General features: G+C 39.3%; 22 protein-coding genes and 1 riboswitch. Of the genes, 17 read left to right on the top strand and 5 right to left on the bottom strand.

What is annotated here, in order from left to right; translation table 11 throughout:
* Nucleotides 1–203 precede the first annotated feature (203 nt).
* The 7 genes from J7Q84_RS13575 to J7Q84_RS13545 all read left to right on the top strand — a co-directional run bounded on the left by J7Q84_RS13575 (nt 204) and on the right by J7Q84_RS13545 (nt 5,515).
* Nucleotides 204–548 (top strand): toprim domain-containing protein, encoded by a 345-nt coding sequence (locus J7Q84_RS13575; protein WP_209095187.1) that lies wholly within the window; start codon nt 204–206, stop codon nt 546–548.
* A 92-nt stretch (nt 549–640) separates the two neighbouring features.
* A complete protein-coding gene (locus J7Q84_RS13570; protein WP_209095111.1) occupies nt 641–949 on the top strand; it encodes a thioredoxin family protein in 309 nt (102 codons plus the stop codon).
* A 182-nt stretch (nt 950–1,131) separates the two neighbouring features.
* The gene (locus tag J7Q84_RS13565) at nt 1,132–1,473 is read left to right on the top strand and encodes a hypothetical protein (RefSeq protein WP_209095110.1); all 342 of its coding nucleotides are present in this window, start codon (nt 1,132–1,134) and stop codon (nt 1,471–1,473) included.
* Nucleotides 1,474–1,504: 31 nt separating this feature from the next.
* Nucleotides 1,505–1,864, top strand: a complete 360-nt coding sequence (locus J7Q84_RS13560) for an iron chaperone (protein WP_209095109.1) — start codon at nt 1,505–1,507, stop codon at nt 1,862–1,864.
* Nucleotides 1,865–1,907: 43 nt separating this feature from the next.
* On the top strand, nt 1,908–2,411 hold the full coding sequence (locus tag J7Q84_RS13555) for a hypothetical protein (protein WP_209095108.1): 504 nt from the start codon (nt 1,908–1,910) through the stop codon (nt 2,409–2,411).
* Between the two features lie 384 nt (nt 2,412–2,795).
* The gene (helD, locus tag J7Q84_RS13550; protein WP_209095107.1) at nt 2,796–5,132 is read left to right on the top strand and encodes an RNA polymerase recycling motor HelD; all 2,337 of its coding nucleotides are present in this window, start codon (nt 2,796–2,798) and stop codon (nt 5,130–5,132) included.
* A 215-nt stretch (nt 5,133–5,347) separates the two neighbouring features.
* Nucleotides 5,348–5,515, top strand: a complete 168-nt coding sequence (locus J7Q84_RS13545) for a hypothetical protein (protein WP_209095106.1) — start codon at nt 5,348–5,350, stop codon at nt 5,513–5,515.
* Nucleotides 5,516–5,615: 100 nt separating this feature from the next.
* Here the strand turns inward: J7Q84_RS13545 and J7Q84_RS13540 are convergent, their stop codons facing one another.
* Nucleotides 5,616–6,350 carry a MurR/RpiR family transcriptional regulator gene (locus J7Q84_RS13540; protein WP_209095105.1) on the bottom strand — a complete coding sequence of 245 codons (735 nt, stop codon included), beginning with the start codon at nt 6,348–6,350 and terminating at the stop codon, nt 5,616–5,618.
* A gap of 193 nt (nt 6,351–6,543) precedes the next feature.
* On the opposite strand from J7Q84_RS13540, the gene J7Q84_RS13535 reads away from it, so the two are divergent.
* Nucleotides 6,544–7,878 carry a 6-phospho-beta-glucosidase gene (locus tag J7Q84_RS13535; RefSeq protein WP_209095104.1) on the top strand — a complete coding sequence of 445 codons (1,335 nt, stop codon included), beginning with the start codon at nt 6,544–6,546 and terminating at the stop codon, nt 7,876–7,878.
* Nucleotides 7,879–7,971: 93 nt separating this feature from the next.
* Here the strand turns inward: J7Q84_RS13535 and J7Q84_RS13530 are convergent, their stop codons facing one another.
* The 4 genes from J7Q84_RS13530 to J7Q84_RS13515 all read right to left on the bottom strand — a co-directional run bounded on the left by J7Q84_RS13530 (nt 7,972) and on the right by J7Q84_RS13515 (nt 11,027).
* Nucleotides 7,972–8,607: a hypothetical protein gene (locus J7Q84_RS13530; RefSeq protein WP_209095103.1), complete on the bottom strand. Its 636-nt coding sequence runs from the start codon at nt 8,605–8,607 to the stop codon at nt 7,972–7,974.
* Nucleotides 8,608–8,620: 13 nt separating this feature from the next.
* A complete protein-coding gene (locus J7Q84_RS13525; protein ID WP_209095102.1) occupies nt 8,621–9,019 on the bottom strand; it encodes a permease prefix domain 1-containing protein in 399 nt (132 codons plus the stop codon).
* The gene (locus tag J7Q84_RS13520) at nt 9,016–9,345 is read right to left on the bottom strand and encodes a PadR family transcriptional regulator (protein WP_209095101.1); all 330 of its coding nucleotides are present in this window, start codon (nt 9,343–9,345) and stop codon (nt 9,016–9,018) included. The genes J7Q84_RS13525 and J7Q84_RS13520 overlap by 4 nt, the downstream gene beginning before the upstream one ends.
* A gap of 227 nt (nt 9,346–9,572) precedes the next feature.
* Nucleotides 9,573–11,027, bottom strand: coding sequence for a flavin monoamine oxidase family protein (locus J7Q84_RS13515; protein ID WP_247739265.1), 1,455 nt, complete (start codon nt 11,025–11,027; stop codon nt 9,573–9,575).
* Nucleotides 11,028–11,472: 445 nt separating this feature from the next.
* Nucleotides 11,473–11,583: riboswitch (SAM riboswitch) on the top strand.
* Between the two features lie 99 nt (nt 11,584–11,682).
* Here J7Q84_RS13515 and J7Q84_RS13510 point away from each other — a divergent pair.
* From J7Q84_RS13510 to J7Q84_RS13470, 9 genes are all read left to right on the top strand, one after another.
* The gene (locus J7Q84_RS13510) at nt 11,683–12,708 is read left to right on the top strand and encodes a methionine ABC transporter ATP-binding protein (RefSeq protein ID WP_209095100.1); all 1,026 of its coding nucleotides are present in this window, start codon (nt 11,683–11,685) and stop codon (nt 12,706–12,708) included.
* Between the two features lie 31 nt (nt 12,709–12,739).
* Nucleotides 12,740–13,369, top strand: a complete 630-nt coding sequence (locus J7Q84_RS13505) for a methionine ABC transporter permease (protein WP_209095185.1) — start codon at nt 12,740–12,742, stop codon at nt 13,367–13,369.
* An 83-nt stretch (nt 13,370–13,452) separates the two neighbouring features.
* Complete coding sequence (gene metQ / locus J7Q84_RS13500) at nt 13,453–14,259, top strand: methionine ABC transporter substrate-binding lipoprotein MetQ (RefSeq protein WP_209095099.1); 807 nt, start codon at nt 13,453–13,455, stop codon at nt 14,257–14,259.
* A 287-nt stretch (nt 14,260–14,546) separates the two neighbouring features.
* Nucleotides 14,547–15,332: a Fe-S cluster assembly ATPase SufC gene (gene sufC, locus J7Q84_RS13495; RefSeq protein ID WP_209095098.1), complete on the top strand. Its 786-nt coding sequence runs from the start codon at nt 14,547–14,549 to the stop codon at nt 15,330–15,332.
* A gap of 18 nt (nt 15,333–15,350) precedes the next feature.
* A complete protein-coding gene (gene sufD, locus J7Q84_RS13490) occupies nt 15,351–16,649 on the top strand; it encodes a Fe-S cluster assembly protein SufD (protein ID WP_209095097.1) in 1,299 nt (432 codons plus the stop codon).
* Entirely contained in the window at nt 16,649–17,869 is a 1,221-nt protein-coding gene (sufS, locus tag J7Q84_RS13485) for a cysteine desulfurase SufS (protein ID WP_209095096.1), read from the top strand. Before sufD ends, sufS begins: the two co-directional genes overlap by 1 nt.
* Nucleotides 17,859–18,296, top strand: a complete 438-nt coding sequence (sufU, locus tag J7Q84_RS13480) for a Fe-S cluster assembly sulfur transfer protein SufU (protein ID WP_209095095.1) — start codon at nt 17,859–17,861, stop codon at nt 18,294–18,296. The genes sufS and sufU overlap by 11 nt, the downstream gene beginning before the upstream one ends.
* 55 nt (nt 18,297–18,351) lie before the next feature.
* Entirely contained in the window at nt 18,352–19,749 is a 1,398-nt protein-coding gene (sufB, locus tag J7Q84_RS13475; RefSeq protein ID WP_209095094.1) for a Fe-S cluster assembly protein SufB, read from the top strand.
* A 271-nt stretch (nt 19,750–20,020) separates the two neighbouring features.
* Complete coding sequence (locus J7Q84_RS13470) at nt 20,021–21,460, top strand: bifunctional metallophosphatase/5'-nucleotidase (RefSeq protein WP_280635595.1); 1,440 nt, start codon at nt 20,021–20,023, stop codon at nt 21,458–21,460.
* Nucleotides 21,461–21,473 lie beyond the last annotated feature (13 nt).

Here is a 21,473-nt window from a genome sequence, read left to right as displayed (position 1 = left end):
TAAGAGCTGTGTGGTTTTTGGTGGCTTTCATTCCTCTGAAATAGATTTTAATGTTACACTTGAATAAGTCGTGTCCGTTTTTTTATTGTCAAGTTTTCTTTCTTAACAAAGAAAAAAGGAAACAACAAGCAAAGAAAGAATATACTATATAATAAATGAGGTTGTATTATAGTTTAAGCGTAGTCAGGTGATGCATAATGACGATAATTGATTTTGAAAAAGTAATCATTGTGGAAGGAAAGTCAGATAAGAAAAAAATTCAGACTATCATTAAAGAGCCTGTAGAAATTGTTTGTACGAACGGAACAATCAGCCTTTCGAAGCTTGATGAATTCATTGAGCAATTTTATGACAAAGAAGTGTATGTGCTTGTAGATGCTGATGAAGCGGGAGAGAAGCTGCGCAAACAATTGAAGCGTGAATTTCCTCGGGCAGAGCATCTGTATATTGACCGAACGTACCGAGAAGTGGCAACAGCACCGGAACAACACTTGGCAAGCGTGTTAATAAGTGCCGATATTGATGTATATACTGAATATTTACGCTAAAACAGACAATCTCCCCTTAAAGGGAGATTTGTTGTGTGTACAGGGCAAACAAGATACAATAGACTTAAAGCTAAAAAGGACTGAGTTTACATATGATAGAGTGGACAGGAGAGCAGGCGGCAAAGCAAATATTACACGAGGACCGAGTAATGTTATATGTATATACTCCTCTATGCGGTACATGCCAATTAGCAAAGAAAATGATAACGGTGATAGAAGCGGCGCTACCGAGTTTAACCATTGGTATGCTTGATTTGAATTATTCTCCCCAACTCGCAAGAGACTTTCAAATTGAAAGTGTCCCGTGTCTGCTTTTATTTCAAAAAGGAAAAATGGTAAAACGAATTTATGCGTTTCAATCAGTAGAATATTTGTATCATGAGCTAAAGGACTGGCAATAAGGTGTGCCAGTCCTTTTAATTCGACAAGAAACTATAGGTACTTTACATATTTCTTAGGAAATAACAGGAATGCAACAAAATATAGTATTTCCGGTACGTCATTTGTCGAAAGAATCAGCAAGGAGTAACAGCTGCAAAAGTGGAATGGTAGTATATAGAAACTTTTGCGAGGAGTGAATCCGATGAAGCTGTATGAAGCACTTTGTTTATTTGTAAAACGGATGGAGGAAAATGAACATATTCAGCCGTTATTGCCTATAGAAGAAAAAGTGATTGTCTTCCGCTCGGAACATGAAAGTTGCTCCTTGCACTTTTCCAAAAATGGTACGTTTGTTTCGGAAAATACAATAGGTCATCTTCTACTTTCTGCAAAAGAAGAAGAGCTGCTGGCGGTAGTTAAGGGGCATACTCGCCTGCAGCAGCTGATTCGCAGAGGGGAAATCGAGATTAAAGGAACATATCGAAATGTTTTATTGGCGGAGTCTGTTTTTTATATATGTAAACCATTTCAATTAGGGGCGTAAAGCCTTTTTCTTTTTGAGAAGGGGTGATGGGATGGAGACAGTAGAACAATATTTAGCGCAAGTTGAAGATAGACGGAGAGGGGACCTAATCCGGCTTAGGGAATTAATTGTAGCAGCGGCACCAGATGCGACAGAATACATTAAATATGGGATGCCTTATTATGAACAAAATGGTCTGCTTTGCGCCTTTGCGGCACAAAAGGGGTATATAAGCTTGTACATGCTCAATACGCCGGTGCTGCAAAAGCATTTGAAGCACTTTAGGAACCTTAATGTTGGTAAAGGGTGCATCAGATTTAAAAGCATCACCGAACTGCCACTCGATGCGGTAGAAAAGGTATTAATTGAATCTGTTAATGACAATTTGAAGAAGTTCAATAATCATTGCTAAGTTTCCAGTAATTGCAAAGGAGTGAGAGGTCATATTAGTCCAAATGAAGCGAGAGCTGTTTGACTCATTGGATGATGATTCGCTTGGACAAGCATGCTTTAAACCGATTATTGAAGCGTATAAAATAGAACAAACACTTGGCAACGACTCGAAGGTTTATGAGAAGCTGACTGCAGGGCAGCAAGCGTTGTTTATGTTCCGGGTGTACTTTAACCATGTGCGAAAATCCTTAGCCGACTTTCATTGGTGGAACTCGTATTTTATGGCGAAACCTGAAAGATGGTTAGGAATCAAAGAAGGGCTTTGCTATTTTGGAGATCGGGATATGCTGCATCTTCTTGAAAGGATAGAAGGGGCCCTTCAGTGTGCGGATAACTTGAGTGATTTTGATGTTACTTATAGGAATAACATAGAAGATGATGCGGAGCTTGCATTCTCATTAAAGCCTCTTCAGGATGCATTTCATAAAATGATACCAATAACTGTACAGCGGATAGGGGAATATATTCGACATCATCAGAATGAATTTGTTTGTATGGAGGAATAAAAAACGGGCTTCAGTTGACGAATACAAAAACTTAAATGGCGAGCGGATTAACAGTCCAAAATGATATAAATTGGGCTGTTTTTTATTGAGGTATCAATATTAAGATGAGTAATCCGTTGCAATTGCCTGTGAATTGATTCTGTTTTAGTATGGTGGCATATATTCGAAAAGTATTTAAAGCGGGATATTTTATTTTGGAATGTAGTGTTTTGTATGAGGGTGCACAAAGGAGGCTGTACACTATTGATTAGAGTGAAAGAACGTGGTAGATTAATATAGATAACCACTTTATTATAAAAATAGTTATAGTTAACCTATTATAATTTTACAATAAAACACCTCTTTAGTCAACCCCCATTTTCATTTTTTAAAGGAGTGCATGATATGAATAGAGAGCTTCATCAAGAGCAGGAACGCCTGGATAGTGTACTAGAGACAATTAAGAAGCAAATCAGCACGTTGGAAGGTGAGACTGTTCAACGCAGGAATGAAGTAATTGATATCCGTAAAAATTTTTGGGATGAAGTTAAGGTTAATACAGATAGCTTCGATGATTTTCTTGAGACGGTTATTAGTTTAAGGCAACAAGCTCAAACTCTTTCCGTCAGTCAAAGCAGTCATAAACAAGCTGCCAAACAGTTATCCTCTTTGCGTCGAATGCAGGAAGTGCCTTATTTTGGCCGAATTGATTTCGCTGAAGAAGGAACTTCTGATTTGGAACGTATTTATATCGGAGTCTCTACTCTCACTGATGAAAGTGGAGAGCACTTTTTAATCTACGACTGGCGGGCACCGATTTCAAGCGTCTATTATGATTACTCGCCTGGTCCAGCAAAATATGTCACTCCAGGAGGAGAAATTCGCGGTAAGCTGGATCAAAAGTGGCAATACATTATTCGTGACGGTGTAATTGAATCAATGTTCGATACGAGTCTAACAATTGGAGATGAGATTTTACAGCATGTGCTTGGCAAGGGTACGAACAAACATTTGCACAGTATAGTGGCTAGTATTCAAAAGGAGCAGAATAAGATTATCCGATATGACCAAGGGCGGCTGCTTATCGTGCAAGGTGCAGCAGGAAGTGGTAAGACATCGGCAGCCCTGCAGCGAATAGCTTACTTGCTTTATAAGCATCGGGATTGGATTAAAGCGGATCAAATCATTCTATTCTCTCCTAACGCGATGTTTAACAGCTACGTATCGAGAGTGTTACCTGAGCTTGGTGAAGAGAATATGCAACAGGTCACATTCCAGGAATATTTGCGTCATAGGCTGGGCGATATCTTTCAAGTTGAGGATAATTATGAGCAATTAGAATATGTATTGACTGAAGTGGAGGATACTTCTTATCAGACAAGGATTGCGAGTATCCAGTTCAAAGCATCGACCCGTTTTGTTGACACCATTAAAGCATACAGACAGTCATTGGAATCATCCGGAATGATCTTCAAAGGGATTAAATTTAGAGGAAAGCCATTTATCTCTGCGAAACAAATTCTGGACAGGTTTTACAGCAGCGACACATCACTTCGTTTTAATAATAGACTTGAGAAGCTGGCAGAGTGGTTAAACGAACGAATAGATGAAACGGAAAAGCGTGAGCTGTCGAAGTCATGGGTCGAGGAAGAAATAGAGTTGCTTAGCAAAGAGGAGTATCAAAAGGCATATACCAAATTACAAAAAAAGCGCAGCTTTACGGAAGAATCGTTTGATGATGATGAAAGAGAGAGAAAGGCGCTTGGACGTATGATTGTTCGCAGGAAGTTGAAGCCTCTACGTGAATGGATTCGTGCGATGCGTTTTATCGACATTACGGGAATATACAAGCAGATTTTCGCCGATCCGACGCGGATTAAACTGTGGATGGAGGAGAAACCACCTGAAGAGTGGGAGAGAATTTGTCTGCTGACGGTGAAAATGCTGGGGGAAGGCAAATTATTTTACGAAGATGCTACTCCGTTTTTACTTTTGAAAGAGCTGATTCACGGGTTTCAGACAAATATGTCAATCAAACATGTGCTTGTAGATGAAGCGCAAGATTATTCTCCGTTTCAATTTGAGTTTTTGAAACGCTTGTTTCCTTCCGCAAAGATGACTGTACTTGGAGATTTTAATCAAGCGATATTCGCTCATGCCGGCGAAATGGATGATTTTCACGCGCTTATGGGCTTATATGGAGCTGACGAAACCAACGTGATAAACTTGACCCGAAGCTACAGATCGACAAGACCAATCGTGGAGTTTACACGTGGACTCGTGCCAGGAGGAAGAGTGATTATTCCTTTTGAACGTGATGGTGAGAAGCCTATGTTGACGCAATTGTCAGATCGCGCTGACCTGCATCGTTGTATAGCTTCTAAGGTCGCAGACCTGCAGAACCGTCAGTATAATACGATAGCGATTATATGTAAATCGGCAGAGGAAAGCGCCGCAGCATACGAAGCGCTAAGAGGCATTCAAGAAATCAAGCTTGTGAAGAAGGGTTCGATTGAATACGAGCAGGGTGTTATTGTTATACCAGCATATTTGGCCAAAGGTATCGAATTTGACGCGGTTATCATTTACGATGCATCGGAAGAGGTATACGGAGATGAGAGTTTGCGTAGATTGTTCTATACCGCCTGCACTAGAGCTATGCATCACTTACAGCTTTACAGCATAGGTGAACCGAGTCCCTTTTTGTGTCATGTTGCACCCGAGAGTTTACTTTTGGACTAGATGAACTTACTTTGTACAAAATTTTAAAAAACTCAACCAGCTCAGCATAAGGTTGAGTTTTTTTATGGAATTTTGTACAAATTAGACCTCAAGAAAGAATGATAAACAGTATGTATATGCGCCCTTTTTACATGTGAATAACTAATGAGGATTTTTTTAATTACGTTTATAATATTCTGAATTTTTAGTATAATGTTGTAAAAAGGGGGATATTTATGAACAATATTATTCCATTTCGTAAACGAAGAAAGTTGTGGAAGCATACTTCCTTAATTATCGCGATTGCTATGACAATTATATTTATTCTCGCCATGTATGCTGTAATCACGACAGATATGGCGATGCCGCATCACACTATACCATCTATCGCTGTTCAAAAGTAGTAATATCATTCTGGAGAATTTAGAAATGATTGAGGCAGCCTGGAAAGATATCAGCAGGAATCTTAGAAGAAACAAATTTGCCCCTGCCTTCTTCTAGATGTTACAGATGAGAAGAATTAGTAAGCTTATGTATCGCGCGCGCCGTCTCCTCTAAAATGTAAACCACTGGAATTTGAGTTGTAATGTTAGATGTGCCAACGTGTTCTTCTGTCACATAATATGCGATGTTTACATCTGAAATTTTAGATGCAGTACAATTTTTGTGATTTGTGATGCTGATAATTTTGCTGCCTTCTTTTTTTAGCTTATGTATCAGTGTCAAGGTTGAAGAAGTTTCCCCTGAAACTGATAATGCGATGGTTACACTGTTATGAAGGTGATGAGCGTGGATTGGAAAGAATGGATCTTTAATGTGTAAGGAGAGTTTACCGAGACTTGAAAAATACCTTGCTCCATATTCCGCGAGAATGCCTGAGCTTCCTGAACCTATGAAAATCACATTATCTGATCCAGCGACTAAGTGTGCAGCTTGGTGTATATAGTCTTCCAAGTTTCCTTTCAATGCTCGCTCCATAAATTCAGAAAAGGAGTACTGAGCACTTCTAACAGGTGCCTCTTCTTTTTCTAAAGACAGCTTTAGCTTCGTTTTAAATTCCGAAAACCCTTCACAATTCACCTTTCGGCAAAATCGTAAAATAGTAGAAGTGGACATGTGGGTTTGGTCTGCTAAATCACGAATACGCATGTAAATAACTGTATTACTATTTTTACAAATATAGTTATATAGAGACAACTCTAACTCATTAAAGCTTGTAATCATTTCATTGGTAAACATAGCGTTCCTCAACCTTCCTTTTCTTTACTATATCAAAGAAACAATGTGTTTCTCAAATGTAACAAATTACTTCCAGAGGCATAAAAATCTAGATGCTTCCGCAATATTTACGTGTGTTTTGTAAGCATATACACTGTGAAGTAAGAATAGTGTAATGGCAAGTACCTTATTTCAATGTATGGAGGAAAAAACGATGAAAAAAGGCGTTAAAATTGCGACAATTGGCGGGGGATCGAGCTATACTCCTGAATTGGTAGAAGGATTTATTAAACGTTATGATGAACTTCCAGTGAGAGAGCTATGGCTTGTCGATATTCCACAGGGAGAAGAAAAGCTGAAGATTGTGGGAACATTAGCGAAGAGAATGGTAGAAAAAGCAGGTGTGCCGATGGAAATTCATCTGACACTTGACCGCCGTGAGGCATTGAAGGATGCGGATTTTGTTACAACTCAATTCCGTGTCGGTTTGCTCGACGCTCGTGCGAAGGATGAAAGAATCCCGTTAAAATACGGTGTAATCGGTCAAGAGACAAATGGACCTGGCGGCTTGTTTAAAGGGTTGCGTACGATTCCAGTTATTTTAGATATTTGTAAAGATATGGAGGAGTTATGTCCTGATGCTTGGCTTGTAAACTTTACAAATCCTGCCGGTATGGTTACAGAAGCGGTGCTTCGCTATAGCAATATCGAGAAGGTTGTAGGGTTATGCAATGTTCCTGTGGGAATGAAGATGGGAATTGCCAACATGCTTGAAGCAGCACCTGCAAGACTTCATATTGACTTCGCAGGATTGAATCATATGGTATTTGGGTTGAATATCTACTTAGACGGCAAAAATATAACAGAAACTGTACTTGATAAATTGACTAGTAAAGAGAAATCCGGCGTGACGATGAAAAATATTGTTGACCTTGGATGGGAGCCGGAATTTGTTAAAGGGCTCAAGGTGTTGCCATGTCCGTATCACCGCTATTACTATCAAACTAGCAAAATGCTGGAAGAGGAGAGGGAGGCGGCTAAAACAGTCGGCACTCGAGCAGAAGTGGTAAAGCAGGTGGAAAAAGATTTATTTGAGCTATATAAGGATCCTAATTTAGCGATTAAGCCTCCTCAATTGGAAAAACGAGGCGGCGCGTATTATAGTGATGCCGCATGTAATCTAATCAGCTCTATCTACAATGATAAGAGAGATATTCAGCCGGTTAATACGAGAAATAATGGAGCGATTATGAGTATTCCTTATGACTCTGCGGTAGAAGTGAACTGTGTCATTACAAAGGAAGGGCCAAAACCCATCTCTGTCGGTGATCTTCCGGTTGCTGTGACCGGTCTTGTCCAGCAAATCAAATCCTTTGAAAGAGTGGCCGCGGAAGCTGCGGTTACGGGAGATTACAACACAGCACTTGTTGCTATGACTATCAATCCCCTTGTTCCATCTGACACAACGGCAAAACAAATTTTAGATGAAATGCTAGAGGCGCATAAAGAGTATTTACCGCAATTTTTCACATCTGTGGAAACAAAGTAATATAATAGAGAAAAGACTCTAGCAGCAGTATTGCGCTAGAGTCTTTTTATTGATAGGAAAGTATAAAACTGTCTAGTTCGCTATGTTCCTATACTAATGACCTTTTCTTTTATAGCTATAAAAATACATGCTTAAAGGCCACCAAAGGACTACAAAAATTGGATATACCGCCCAAATTGTGTGTGGAGACGAAATAATGTTTACAGTGATAAAAAAGGTACTGATCAACAAGCTGGAACTAATGGAAAACTCGTAATATCGTTTGTTTTTAGCGTAGTAAGTAGCCAAAGGCCACCATAATACAACAAATGCAGGGTATATTGCCCATGGATACTCGGGGGAAAGAATACCATTTAGAAGTGAATAGTATACAATGGTACTAATGCTTCCGAACAATGAAACTTTGAACAGTTTCGTATGTTTTCCCAAGAATATGAGAATCGGCCACCAAATGATCGGATATATTGCATACAAAAACCAAGGATAACTTGGTGTGCTTATATAGTTTTGAGTGATTAAATATATAACTAAGAACAAGCTGACTAGAAGGGAGAAGGATTTATATTTCCCTCTTTGAAGTGAATAGATATAAATCGGCCATAAAATGAATGCAAGTGATGGGTAGATATACCAAATAGTCTCGGGGCTTGTCAGCAAGTTGACGATGACCAAAAATATAATACTCATAATACTCCCTGCTGCAGCAAAGCTCAGAAATGATTTATTCATACTAGCATTCTCCTTACCTTTTCCGCAGCCAATAAAAATACATGGCTAAAGGCCACCATAATACCATGAATGTTGGATAAACGAACCAAATAGTCTGTGGTGTATAATAAAAGTTAATGAAAATAAACAAACTGATAATTAATACGCTGCCCGCAATGGAAAACCCTAAGTTTAATTTGGTCATATCTTTCTTTTCGGGCAGTCTGGCATCTAATTCTTTTCTTAGCTCTCCGATATCGCCAAAGTCTACAATTGCTTTATTTATGGCATCTTCTTCCTCTTTTCCTTGCTGCATCAAATCCCAAACTTTTTCTTCGAGATTTTGTAATATTTCTTGTTTGATTGCTTCTGTATTTTCGTTATTAGGAATATCCTTAAATAATTCTTCTACGTGATTGTTAATTTTTTTCATTCTAATCCCTCCATAAACAAATTGATGATTTCTTTTGTTTCGTTCCATTCTTCTATAGCTTCTCTGAGGTAAGCCTTTCCTAACGTTGTTATTCTGTAATACTTTCTTTTTCCGCCGTGAGAAATGCTGCCTAAGTAAGATTCAATCAGCTCTCTTTTCTCCAGTCGTTGAAAGACTGCATATAGTGTTGCTTCTTTAATTTGAAAACGGTCATTTGTACGTAAGCTAATTTGTTTGGATATTTCATAGCCATATTGATCCTGTTCAAAAATAATTCGTAAAATAATTGCATCCAAATGTCCACGGATAATATCACTTCTAATCATGTTTCACTTCCTTAATCTAGGTATACAGATATTTTGTTCTTAGGGTTAATAATTTTTACTCTATGTGATAGAACACTATCACATAGAGTAATATTATCGTTAATTACTCTATGTGTCAAAGTAATTTTTGAAAATGTTTCACGCTGAAGAAAATCAATTAATTGAAACGGAAATGAGAATGCCCCCAAAGGTGAGCATAAGCACGACCTTTGGGGGCATTCTCGCGTTCAAGTTGGCAAATGATTCACTTCATGCGCAACACGTATTCCTGATTCAATGGCTCCTTGTATCCAAGCGTGAGAGAGTGTAGTATGCTCCCCGGCAAAATATACTCTTTCCTCTGGAACTGTAATAGAGGGATAGAGTTCTTTTTGCTGACCTGGTTTGAAAGCTGTGAAGGCTCCGCATGAATAAGGATTCTGACTCCAGCTGAAGGAGGCTCCTGAAATGAATTCGGAATAGACTTGCTTTCCGTACATTTCTGATAGGTTTTGTAAAGCATATCGGATACGTTCTTCATCAGAAAGGCTGCTTACTGTTAGTGCTTCGTCTGCCCATGTGTAGCTCGCTAAAACTACCGCGGGTCCTTCAGTTCCAATTCCGTAGCTTGGATAATATGTAAATCGGATAGGCAGGTCAGTTATGGATTTACCGCCTTTTTGCCCCGTCTTTTCCCAAAATCTGTGTTTAAATTGAATGGCAATTTTGGTTGCAGACATATAGTTAAGTTCACGAATGGCTTTCCGTTTCATGTAAGAAAAAGAATGGTAAGGTTCAATTTTCACAAACCGCAAGGCTGAAAAAGGTACAGTTACTATGGCGAAATCACCTGTTACAGTATAGATTTCTGAAGTTTTTTGATGAATAGCATGAATTGTTACAGCATTGTCAGCTTGGATAATCCGGTTCATCTTTTGGTGGAATAGAATGTCTTCTTGTAATTGAGGGAGAAATGCTTTCGGTAATCGATCCATACCACCTGTTATTTCATAAAAATACATTGTTGATGTAAGCAAATTAAGCTCACGTAATGCTTCAATAAAGGACATTCCCATATACGCTTCCAAGTCGAGCAGTACACCAATCATATCGTTTGCACCATCTGAAAAGTAAGAGTTTAAGAAAGTGCCTAGGGAACAGTTTCTAAATCTAGTTTCGATAAGAGGCCAGTTTCTTACGGGATCTTGGTTAATAAAATCGATAATGGGCTGTATGGCTGAATACAGGAGTTCTTCAGCTGTTTTCCCTCTTTCGTGAGGGGCGACTGGATAATGTAGAATGCTGGGATTATGCTCAAATACATTGAGGCGTGTTAAAATCCCGTTGGCATAAATAATATCTGCCTTGGTCTGATTAATGAATGGATTTGTCGGCAATGTGAATTTTTTAATATACTCCAGAGTTAAAGAGTGATTGTTAGGAATCCGCATGGCTCCTGCATTGAAGTATAAGCCATCACTGAAGGGAGAGCGGATGGTGTACACGCGTCCGCCAACCCGTTCATCTGCTTCTAGAAGAGTGATTTTATGTCCAGCTCCTTTTAATAAAGAGGCTCCAACGAGTCCTGCCATACCTGCACCAATGATGATAATATGCTTTGGGGATTGTGATTGAGTAAGACCGTTTTGGATTATGCCGATCATCTGTTCAATCGTTAATGGAGAGTTCTTGCTTCTAAGCATCTCTTCGCCCCTCTACAAAAGGTTTCATAGCATTGTATGCAGTTGAAGAGATATCCATGAATTTTTAGCATATATGCAGATAATCAGTGTAATATAAGTCTGTATTTGGACAATACCATGTTTTTTAATCCAAATGGATAGGGAGATTTCTTATGATGCAGATTTCTTTTAGGCTATTGTTAATTTTTCGGTATGAACACTGTAAATATACTATTCTCATATAGTTATATTACGTCGAATTTTTGATTGAGGTATGTATTGTTAATATGCTTCTTCACACTTGATTTTTCTGTAATTTTACATAAGGTAGTATTTAATTGTTTTAAAAATCATCGGAAATTTTTAAAAAATTTTATTGACATACTATTATGAGATTGATAGAATTCATATCATGCAATAGCGATTCTTAATTGAATATATAAAGTCAGATATTTTATCTGGTTTTCTCTTATCAAGAGAGGTGGAGGGACTGTGCCCTATGAAGCCCGGCAACCGTCAACAATCGTGTTGAAATGGTGCCAATTCCTGCAAAGCAGTATGCTTTGAGAGATGAGAGGAAAGGATTATTTTGAATGCTCAAAACCTTTCTGCTCATGTCTGCAGAAAGGTTTTTTTGTTGGTTACAAATTATTTTTTGCAAAAGAGGTGAGGCAGCATGATTTTATTAGAAAAGGTAAAAAAGATTTATCAATCGAAGAAAGGTGATGTCACAGCGGTTCACGATGCGAATCTTCAGATAGAGCAAGGTGAGATATTTGGGGTAATTGGATACAGCGGGGCAGGAAAGAGCTCGTTAATCCGTATGTTAAATCAGCTGGAAACACCGACAGCTGGCACAATTACAATAGCTGGTCGTGTAATTTCTGCTATCAAAGGAAAAGAGCTTCGTAAGGCTAGACAAGAAATCGGGATGATTTTTCAGCACTTTAATCTTCTATGGTCACGTACTGTGCGTGAGAATATCGCGTTTCCTTTGGAAATCGCAGGCGTTTCTAAGAAGGAACAGCAAAAGCGTGTAGAGGAGCTGATTCGTCTTGTCGGATTAGAGGGAAGAGAAGATGCGTATCCTTCTGAACTGAGCGGCGGGCAAAAGCAGCGGGTCGGTATTGCAAGGGCACTTGCGAATAATCCGAAAGTATTGCTTTGTGATGAAGCAACATCTGCACTTGATCCGGAAACAACAGATCAGATTTTAGATTTGCTTTTAGATATTAATAAGCGTATGGGTTTAACGATTGTGTTAATTACACATGAAATGCACGTGATTCAAAAAATTTGCCATCGCGTGGCGGTAATGGAGCAAGGGAATATTGTGGAAACAGGGAACGTGCTTGAGGTATTCCGCCAGCCGAAGCAGCCAATCACTAAACGATTTGTAAAACAGATTACAGATTCTGACGATACAAATGAAACGATCGATCATTTAGTAGAGAAGTACCCGACAGGTCAGGTGGTACGGCTGAAGTTTGTTGGTGATGCGGTAGAACGCCCGTTTATTCACCAATTGATGAAATCAAACGATATTGAAGTTAACATTTTGCAAGGAAATATTTCACAAACATCACATGGATCATACGGTAATTTATTAGTTCATTTGCATGGTCCGAAGGAAGAAATCGAAAAAACCGTTTCTTTTATTCAAGAGCAAAAAGTAGAGCTGGAGGTGATTACAAGTGCTTAACGAGCTTTTTCCGAATGTGGATTGGGGATATATGGTAGAGGAAACGCTAGCAACTCTTTATATGACAGCTATTGCGTCAGTAGCAACATGTATTCTTGGACTGGCAATTGGGATTCTTTTGTTTATGACGTCTAAGGATAATCTGTGGGAAAACAAAGCAGTCAACTCTTTAATCGGTGCATTTGTAAACATCTTTCGTTCCATTCCGTTTATTATTTTAATCATTTTGTTGATTCCGTTCACCAAACTGTTGATTGGGTCCATGCTTGGAGCCAATGCTGCACTGCCAGCTTTAATCATTGGAGCGGCGCCCTTTTACGGCCGTATGGTCGAGATTGCACTTCGTGAAATTGATAAAGGTGTAATTGAGGCTTCAAAAGCAATGGGTGCGAAAACAAGCACGATTATTTTTAAAGTATTAATTCCAGAATCGTTGCCAGCGCTTGTATCCGGTATTACCGTGACAACAATTGCTCTTGTAGGCTACACAGCAATGGCGGGTGTTGTAGGTGCAGGCGGCTTAGGAACTGTAGCATTTATGGAAGGGTTTCAACGCTCGAATAATGATGTAACATTCGTTGCAACTGTTTTAATTTTGATTCTTGTGTTCATTGTTCAATTTATTGGTGATTTCTTCACTGTGCGTATTGATAAACGATAAAGTGAGCTTGAGTGCTGCTTGCGGCATTTCGGCTTCTCTATAAAGTAAACATTCATAATATTGAAAAAGGAGTTGTAATTATAATGAAAAAAGTGTTGTTAACAGTCATTGCCGTTTTTGTTTTAGCATTAGCTGCTTGCGGCGGGAAAAAAGATGAAAATACATTGGTGGTTGGTGCATCTAACGTACCTCATGCAGAAATTTTGGAAAAAGCAAAGCCGTTATTAGAGAAAAAAGGTGTAAAGCTGGAAATCAAAAAGTTTCAAGATTATATTTTACCAAACAAAGCATTAGCGGATAAAGAATTAGATGCAAACTACTTCCAACATATTCCTTACCTAAAATCTCAAATGAAGGAAAATGGATATAAATTCAAAAATGCAGGCGGTATTCATATTGAGCCAATCGGAATTTATTCTAAAAAATATAAGAGCTTACAGGAGCTTCCAAACGGAGCGACCGTTATTATGAGTAATTCTGTCGCGGATCACGGGCGTGCACTAACATTATTGCAGGCACAAGGGTTAATTAAACTTAAAGACGGTGTAGATACTACAACAGCAACTGTGAAGGATATTGCGGAAAATAAAAAGGAGTTACAATTTAAAACAGATATCGAAGCGGGTCTTTTACCAAAAGTATATGAAAATAACGAAGGTGACATCGTTTTAATCAACACAAACTATGCAATTGACGCTGGCTTGAATCCATTGAAAGATGCAATCGCGATTGAAGGAGCAGATTCTCCGTATGTAAATATCATTGCAGTTCGTGAAGGTGATGAAGATAAACAAGCGATTCAAGAGCTTGTAGAAGTATTACGCTCTAAAGAAATTCAAGATTTCATTAAAGAAAAATACAAAGGTGCGGTTGTACCTGTAAGCGAGTAATATATTTCACAAGCTGACCAAATCATGGAAATTAAAAGCTGCTCGATAAGAAGGTCTCAAATCTCTTTGAGGCCTTCTTATTATTTTTTATTTAAATAGAGTACATATTAAATAGGAAGAAACATGAATAATAATTTGTTATGTCCATGTTTTCGTGATAGAAGTTTAATATTTCTGAAATTTGATATACGTTTTTATTTGCTATAAAATTAGAATGAGAATAAAATGAGAATGTTACAATTAAAATCTTTCTTATTTTATATAGAATTTAAATTGGAGGTATCGTAATGGCTGGTTCAACTTTAACAATTAAAGATTTACATGTTGCGATCGATGGAAAAGAAATTTTAAAAGGTGTAAACCTTGAAGTAAAAGGCGGAGAAATCCACGCAATCATGGGTCCGAACGGAACTGGTAAATCTACTTTATCTTCTGCGATTATGGGACACCCAAAATATGAAGTAACATCTGGAACTATTGTATTAGATGGTGAAGATGTATTGGAAATGGAAGTAGATGAGCGCGCTCGTGCAGGTCTATTTTTAGCAATGCAATATCCAAGCGAAATCAGCGGTGTAACAAATGCGGACTTCTTGCGTTCTGCAATGAATGCACGTCGTGAAGAAGGCGATGAAATTTCCCTAATGAAATTTATCCGTACTTTAGATAAAAGCATGGACTTCTTAGAAATGGACTCTGCTATGGCGCAGCGTTACTTGAACGAAGGCTTCTCAGGCGGTGAGAAGAAGCGTAATGAAATTCTGCAATTAATGATGCTTCAGCCGAAAATCGCAATTCTTGACGAAATCGATTCCGGTCTTGATATTGACGCATTGAAAGTAGTTTCTAAAGGCGTAAACGAAATGCGCGGTGAAGAATTCGGATGCCTAATCATCACTCACTACCAACGTTTATTAAATTACATTACGCCTGATCATGTACACGTAATGATGAATGGACGCATTGTAAAATCTGGCGGTCCTGAATTAGCACAACGTTTAGAAGCAGAAGGCTACGACTGGATTAAAAAAGAACTAGGTATCGAAGACGAAACAGTAGAGCAAGAAGCGTAAGCGGATAGGAGGATGAACATGACTATCGGTACATTATTTGATCAAGACTATATTCGCCAGCTTTCTAGCGAAATGGGCGAACCGGCCTGGATGACGGAATTTCGCTTACAAGCTCTTGCGCAAGCGGAAACTCTTCCTCTGCCAAACCCGGATAAAACAAAAATCACAAAATGGGACTTTGTAGGAACAGGAACAGGAACGAAGCAAGAACCTGTTCGTTCATTAGAAGAGCTTCCTGAAGATGTGAAAAAGCTAATTAACTTAGATAATGAAAAGAAAAACTTACTTGTACAACGCAGTGGTACAACAGCATTTGTTGCGCTATCACAAGAGGCGAAGGAAAAAGGTGTAATTTTCACTGATATTGCTACGGCTGTACGTGAACACAGCGAGTTAGTGCAAAAGTACTTCATGAAAGAAGGAGTAGAAGTAAACGAACACCGTTTAACTGCTCTTCATGCAGCACTTTTGAACGGCGGAGCGTTCGTTTATATTCCGAAAAACGTTGTATTAGAAACGCCTCTTCAAGCTGTATTTGTTGTTGAAGGCCCAGAAGCCAATATGTATAACCATGTTCTTGTTGTAGCTGATACAAATAGTTCTGCGACATATGTAGAAAACTATGTTGCGAACGAAGATGCTACAGGTATTGCTAATATTGTAGCGGAAGCTATCCTTGAGCAAGGTGCGCAATTGACATTCGGAGCGGTTGATCAATTGGCAAAAGAGATGACAACATATGTAAACCGTCGCGGCGTAGCTGGACGTGATGCTCGTCTAGAATGGGCACTTGGGTTAATGAACGACGGCAATACCATTTCTGAAAACGTAACGAACTTAATGGGTGACGGTTCATATGCTGATACAAAAACAGTAACAGTTGGACGTGGAGAGCAAACGCAAAACTTCACGACGAAGGTTGTTCACTTCGGTAAGAATTCTGAGGGTTACATCTTGAAGCATGGTGTACAAAAAGACCAAGCTACATCTATCTTCAACGGAATTGGCAAAATCGAGCATGGGGCATCTAAGTCCAATGCGGAGCAAACATCTCGTGTATTGATGTTGAATGAAAAAGCACGTGGCGATGCGAATCCAATTCTATTAATTGACGAAGACGATGTAACAGCAGGTCACGCAGCATCTGTAGGGCGAGTAGATCCTACACAGTTGTACTATTTGATGAGCCGCGGTATTTCAAAGACAGAAGCAGAACGCTTAGTCATTCATGGATTCTTGGCTCCAGTAGTAAATGAACTGCCTATTGAGGAAGTAAAAACGCAGCTTACGGAGATTATCGAAAGGAAAGTACGATAATGGATATCCTGGAGATCCGTAAGCAGTTTCCGATACTAGATCAACAGGTTAACGGCAAGCAGCTTGTTTATTTGGATAGTGCTGCTACTTCACAAAAGCCGATTCAAGTTATCGAAGCCTTGGATCGTTATTATAAGGAATACAATTCCAATGTACATCGTGGAGTTCATACGCTCGGTACGAAAGCTACTGATGCATATGAGGGCGCGCGCGAAAAGGTTCGTAAGTTTATTAATGCGAAGTCAACGGAGGAGATTGTATTCACGCGCGGCACAACAACTGCGTTAAATACGATTGCCACAGGTTACGGACGTGAAAACTTGAAGGCAGGCGATGAAATTGTTATTTCCTATATGGAACATCACAGCAATATCATTCCTTGGCAGCAAGTGGCGAAGAAGACGGGAGCTACCTTAAAGTATCTTCCTCTTCAGCCTGACGGGACCATCTCATTGGCGGATGCAGAGCAAACTATCACAACGAATACAAAAATTGTCTCTATTATGTATGTGTCTAACGTACTTGGCACAATTAACCCAATTAAAGAAATTGCACAAATTGCACATAAAAATGGGGCAATTATGGTTGTAGACGGAGCACAAAGTACGCCCCATATGAAGGTGGATGTACAAGATTTAGATTGCGATTTTTATACACTTTCCGGTCATAAAATGTGCGGGCCGACTGGAATTGGGGTTATGTATGGAAAGAAAGCATTGCTTGAAAATATGGAGCCGGTTGAGTTCGGCGGTGAAATGATTGATTTTGTAGATTTATATGATTCTACTTGGAAAGAGCTGCCTTGGAAGTTTGAAGCAGGTACTCCGATTATTGCAAACGCAATTGGACTTGGGGCCGCAATCGACTTTTTAGAGGATATTGGCTTAGATAATATTGAAAAGTATGAGCACGAATTAGCTCAATATGCGATGCAAAGACTATCTGAAGTAGAAGGCATTACCATTTATGGACCACAGCATCGTGCAGGCCTTGTGACATTTAATATTGATGACGTACATCCTCATGATGTTGCGACTGTATTAGATGTAGAAGGTATCGCAGTACGCGCTGGTCATCACTGTGCCCAGCCGTTGATGAGATGGCTGAAAGTATCGGCTACAGCCCGTGCAAGCTTCTATATTTACAACACGAAAGATGAAATCGACACATTTGTTGAAGGACTAATAAAAACAAAGGAGTATTTCACAAATGTCTTTTAATAACAATTTAGACGCGTTATACCGTCAAGTAATTATGGATCATTATAAAAACCCGCGTAACCGCGGCGTATTGGATAATGAAAGTGTGACGGTCAATATGAATAACCCGACTTGCGGAGACCGTATTCAGTTAACAATGAAGGTTGAAAACGGCATTGTACAAGAGGCGAAGTTTGAAGGAGAAGGATGTTCCATCTCTATGTCTTCTGCTTCTATGATGACACAAGCGGTAAAAGGGAAAAAAATTGAAGAAGCATTACAGCTTTCAAAAATATTTTCCGATATGATGCAAGGAAAAGAATATGATGAAGATTTGGATTTAGGCGATATTGAAGCATTACAGGGCGTTTCTAAATTCCCGGCGCGCATTAAATGTGCTACATTAGCGTGGAAAGCAATGGAAAAGGGATTAGATGACCATAAATAGTGCTTTGGTCAAGGTATCTTTAGGGTGCTGACAAATTCGCAAGGAGGGAAACAATATGGCGAAACAAATGCCTGAAATCGGCGATTATAAATATGGTTTTAAAGATAAAGACGTATCGATTTTCCGTTCCAAGCGCGGATTAACGAAAGAGATTGTAGAAGAAATTTCCCGCATGAAGGGCGAGCCTGAGTGGATGCTTCAGTTCCGCTTGAAGTCGCTAGAACACTTTTACAATATGTCCATGCCACAATGGGGTGGAGATTTATCTGAATTAAACTTTGATGAAATCACATATTATGTAAAGCCTTCTGAGAAGTCTGAGAAGTCTTGGGATGAAGTGCCGGAAGAAATTAAGGCAACTTTTGACAAACTAGGTATTCCAGAAGCGGAACAAAAATATTTAGCGGGTGTATCTGCACAGTACGAATCTGAGGTAGTATACCACAACATGAAAGAGGATCTTGAAGCATTAGGAATCGTCTTCAAGGATACTGACAGCGCGTTAAAGGAAAATGAAGATATTTTCCGTGAACACTTTGGTAAAGTTATTCCTCCGACTGATAATAAATTTGCAGCATTAAACTCTGCAGTTTGGTCCGGCGGCTCTTTCATTTATGTTCCAAAAGGAATAAAAGTCGATACACCATTGCAAGCGTACTTCCGCATCAACTCTGAGAACATGGGACAATTTGAGCGTACTTTGATCATCGTAGACGAAGGTGCACATGTACACTATGTAGAAGGATGTACAGCTCCTGTTTATACAACAAATTCTCTTCACAGTGCAGTGGTAGAGATTATGATCAAAAAGGATGCTTACTGCCGTTATACAACGATTCAAAACTGGGCAAATAACGTCTTCAACCTGGTTACGAAGCGTGCAGTTTGTGAAGCAAATGCAACAATGGAATGGATCGACGGCAATATCGGTTCTAAATTAACAATGAAATATCCTGCGGTTATCTTAAAAGGTGAGGGAGCGCGCGGATTGACATTGTCTATCGCAATTGCCGGAAAAGGTCAGCATCAGGATGCGGGCGCGAAGATGATTCATTTAGCACCAAACACATCTTCTACAATCGTATCAAAATCAATTTCCAAGCATGGCGGAAAAGTAACATACCGTGGTATTGTACACTTTGGACGCAAGGCAGCAGGCTCTCGCTCTAACATTGAGTGCGATACGTTGATTATGGATAATCAATCTACATCAGATACAATTCCGTACAACGAAATTCTAAATGACAACATTTCATTAGAGCATGAAGCGAAGGTTTCTAAAGTATCGGAAGAACAATTATTCTATTTGATGAGCCGCGGCGTTTCTGAGCAAGAAGCAACAGAAATGATCGTAATGGGCTTCATCGAGCCGTTTACACGCGAGCTTCCAATGGAATATGCAGTAGAAATGAACCGTCTGATCAAGTTCGAAATGGAAGGTTCTATCGGATAATAAAAAAAGCTAGACAGCTTATAGTTTTGTATAAAAGGGTCAGCCTCATAAGAAGCTGGCTCTTTTTCTTGTTTTTTAATAATGAAATCCAGTATGATAACATAATGTAAAATAATAGAGCAATTAGCTCGAGAGTTTGAATATACATGACGTTCACACTCAAGCTTGCCTAGATAAAGTACACTGTTTTTATTTTCACATCTATTCGAAAAAGGATTCTTATTTTTGAAATCGTATATATCTATATGGCCAAAGATAGGACAAACCTGATATGAAGGGAGTGTTTTGTCTGACAGAGAAACAAGAACACGTTATGATTCATCTGTATCATACAAACGATTTACATAGTCACTTTGAAAACTGGAATACGGTTGCGCAGTACATGCAGGAGGAAAAAAATCGCCGCCAACAACGAGGAGAAGCAGTTTTTGTATTAGATATAGGAGATCACGTGGATCGGTTTCACATTATCTCGGAAGCGACATCTGGAAAAGGGAATGTGCAGCTCTTAAATGAAGCGGGATATGATTTTGTGACGATTGGAAATAACGAAGGCATTACATTGGCAAAACACGAATTAACGAATCTGTATCAAGAGGCGCATTTTGATGTCCTTGTTGCTAATTTATTTGAACCTGATGGAAGCCGCCCATCTTGGGCAAAGCCCTATGAATTACGGCACCTTGATGATGGCATCACAATCGCATTTATTGGTGTGACGGTACAGTATGATATTTTTTATAGTCAGTTAGGCTGGCGCATTGAAGACCCTATGGTGATATTAGACCATGTGTTAGGGGAAGTACAGGATAAAGCGGATATTGTAGTTCTTCTTTCTCACCTTGGCCGTACCGCTGATGAAGACATTGCGAAGCAATTTAAAGGAATTGACGTCATTTTTGGGGCACATACTCATCATTTTTTCGAATCAGGAATGCTTGTACAAGATACGTTGCTTTGCTGTACAGGGAAATGGGGACAGCACATCGGACATGTGAAGCTTGAAGTACATCCTAAAACGAAGTGTATAGTATCAAAACAAGCTCGTACTATTGCGACACAACAATTGAATGGATACAAATACGACGATGGAACGTTAGAAGTCTTGCAGCGGCAAAGTGAACAATTGATGGAAGAAACAGTTGTAGAGCTAAAAGAGGATTTGACTGTAGATTGGTTTGCTGAAACACCGTTTTCAAAGATGGTAGCTTCTTCATTAAAAGAGTGGTGCGGGGCTGAAATCGGCATGGTGAACGCTGGAGTACTGCTTGATTCACTTTTGAAGGGACCCGTGACAAAGGCGGATATACATCGTATTTGTCCGCATCCTATTAACCCTTGCCGCTTGCTTGTGAAAGGAAAAGCGTTGCGCGAAGTAATTATAAAAGCACGCAAACGGGAAATGGAGCATATGGAGCTGAAGGGGTTTGGTTTTCGAGGGAAAGTGGTCGGCAAGATGGTTTTTGATGGAGTAGAGGTTATTCCTGATACGATTCAGGGGAACAAGAAGCTGCTGGAAGAAGTGTATATAAACGGAGAGCCTTTGGAGTTGGAACGCCAATATGTGTTAGGTACCATTGATATGTTCACATTTGGTTATTTATATCCGGAGCTGGCTGTTATCAAGGAAAAGGAATATTATTTGCCGGAATTGCTTCGCGATATATTGAAGGGTAAGTTAATTGAGCTAAGTACTTCTGTAAAATCGTAACACATCTTACTCG

The sequence above is a fragment of the Bacillus sp. 165 genome (assembly GCF_017742235.1).
GTDB lineage: Bacteria > Bacillota > Bacilli > Bacillales > Bacillaceae_G > JAGHKQ01.
Note: the sequence above shows the minus strand (reverse complement) of the source record. Positions and strands in the feature narration are given on the sequence as shown.

Coding starts and splice junctions, on each gene's coding strand:
- J7Q84_RS13570 (WP_209095111.1), top strand. CDS start 641: ATGATAGAGTGGACAGGAGAGCAGGCGGCAAAGCAAATATTACACGAG.
- J7Q84_RS13565 (WP_209095110.1), top strand. CDS start 1,132: ATGAAGCTGTATGAAGCACTTTGTTTATTTGTAAAACGGATGGAGGAA.
- J7Q84_RS13560 (WP_209095109.1), top strand. CDS start 1,505: ATGGAGACAGTAGAACAATATTTAGCGCAAGTTGAAGATAGACGGAGA.
- J7Q84_RS13555 (WP_209095108.1), top strand. CDS start 1,908: ATGAAGCGAGAGCTGTTTGACTCATTGGATGATGATTCGCTTGGACAA.
- helD (WP_209095107.1), top strand. CDS start 2,796: ATGAATAGAGAGCTTCATCAAGAGCAGGAACGCCTGGATAGTGTACTA.
- J7Q84_RS13545 (WP_209095106.1), top strand. CDS start 5,348: ATGAACAATATTATTCCATTTCGTAAACGAAGAAAGTTGTGGAAGCAT.
- J7Q84_RS13540 (WP_209095105.1), bottom strand. CDS start 6,350: ATGTTTACCAATGAAATGATTACAAGCTTTAATGAGTTAGAGTTGTCT.
- J7Q84_RS13535 (WP_209095104.1), top strand. CDS start 6,544: ATGAAAAAAGGCGTTAAAATTGCGACAATTGGCGGGGGATCGAGCTAT.
- J7Q84_RS13530 (WP_209095103.1), bottom strand. CDS start 8,607: ATGAATAAATCATTTCTGAGCTTTGCTGCAGCAGGGAGTATTATGAGT.
- J7Q84_RS13525 (WP_209095102.1), bottom strand. CDS start 9,019: ATGAAAAAAATTAACAATCACGTAGAAGAATTATTTAAGGATATTCCT.
- J7Q84_RS13520 (WP_209095101.1), bottom strand. CDS start 9,345: ATGATTAGAAGTGATATTATCCGTGGACATTTGGATGCAATTATTTTA.
- J7Q84_RS13515 (WP_247739265.1), bottom strand. CDS start 11,027: ATGCTTAGAAGCAAGAACTCTCCATTAACGATTGAACAGATGATCGGC.
- J7Q84_RS13510 (WP_209095100.1), top strand. CDS start 11,683: ATGATTTTATTAGAAAAGGTAAAAAAGATTTATCAATCGAAGAAAGGT.
- J7Q84_RS13505 (WP_209095185.1), top strand. CDS start 12,740: ATGGTAGAGGAAACGCTAGCAACTCTTTATATGACAGCTATTGCGTCA.
- metQ (WP_209095099.1), top strand. CDS start 13,453: ATGAAAAAAGTGTTGTTAACAGTCATTGCCGTTTTTGTTTTAGCATTA.
- sufC (WP_209095098.1), top strand. CDS start 14,547: ATGGCTGGTTCAACTTTAACAATTAAAGATTTACATGTTGCGATCGAT.
- sufD (WP_209095097.1), top strand. CDS start 15,351: ATGACTATCGGTACATTATTTGATCAAGACTATATTCGCCAGCTTTCT.
- sufS (WP_209095096.1), top strand. CDS start 16,649: ATGGATATCCTGGAGATCCGTAAGCAGTTTCCGATACTAGATCAACAG.
- sufU (WP_209095095.1), top strand. CDS start 17,859: ATGTCTTTTAATAACAATTTAGACGCGTTATACCGTCAAGTAATTATG.
- sufB (WP_209095094.1), top strand. CDS start 18,352: ATGGCGAAACAAATGCCTGAAATCGGCGATTATAAATATGGTTTTAAA.
- J7Q84_RS13470 (WP_280635595.1), top strand. CDS start 20,021: ATGAAGGGAGTGTTTTGTCTGACAGAGAAACAAGAACACGTTATGATT.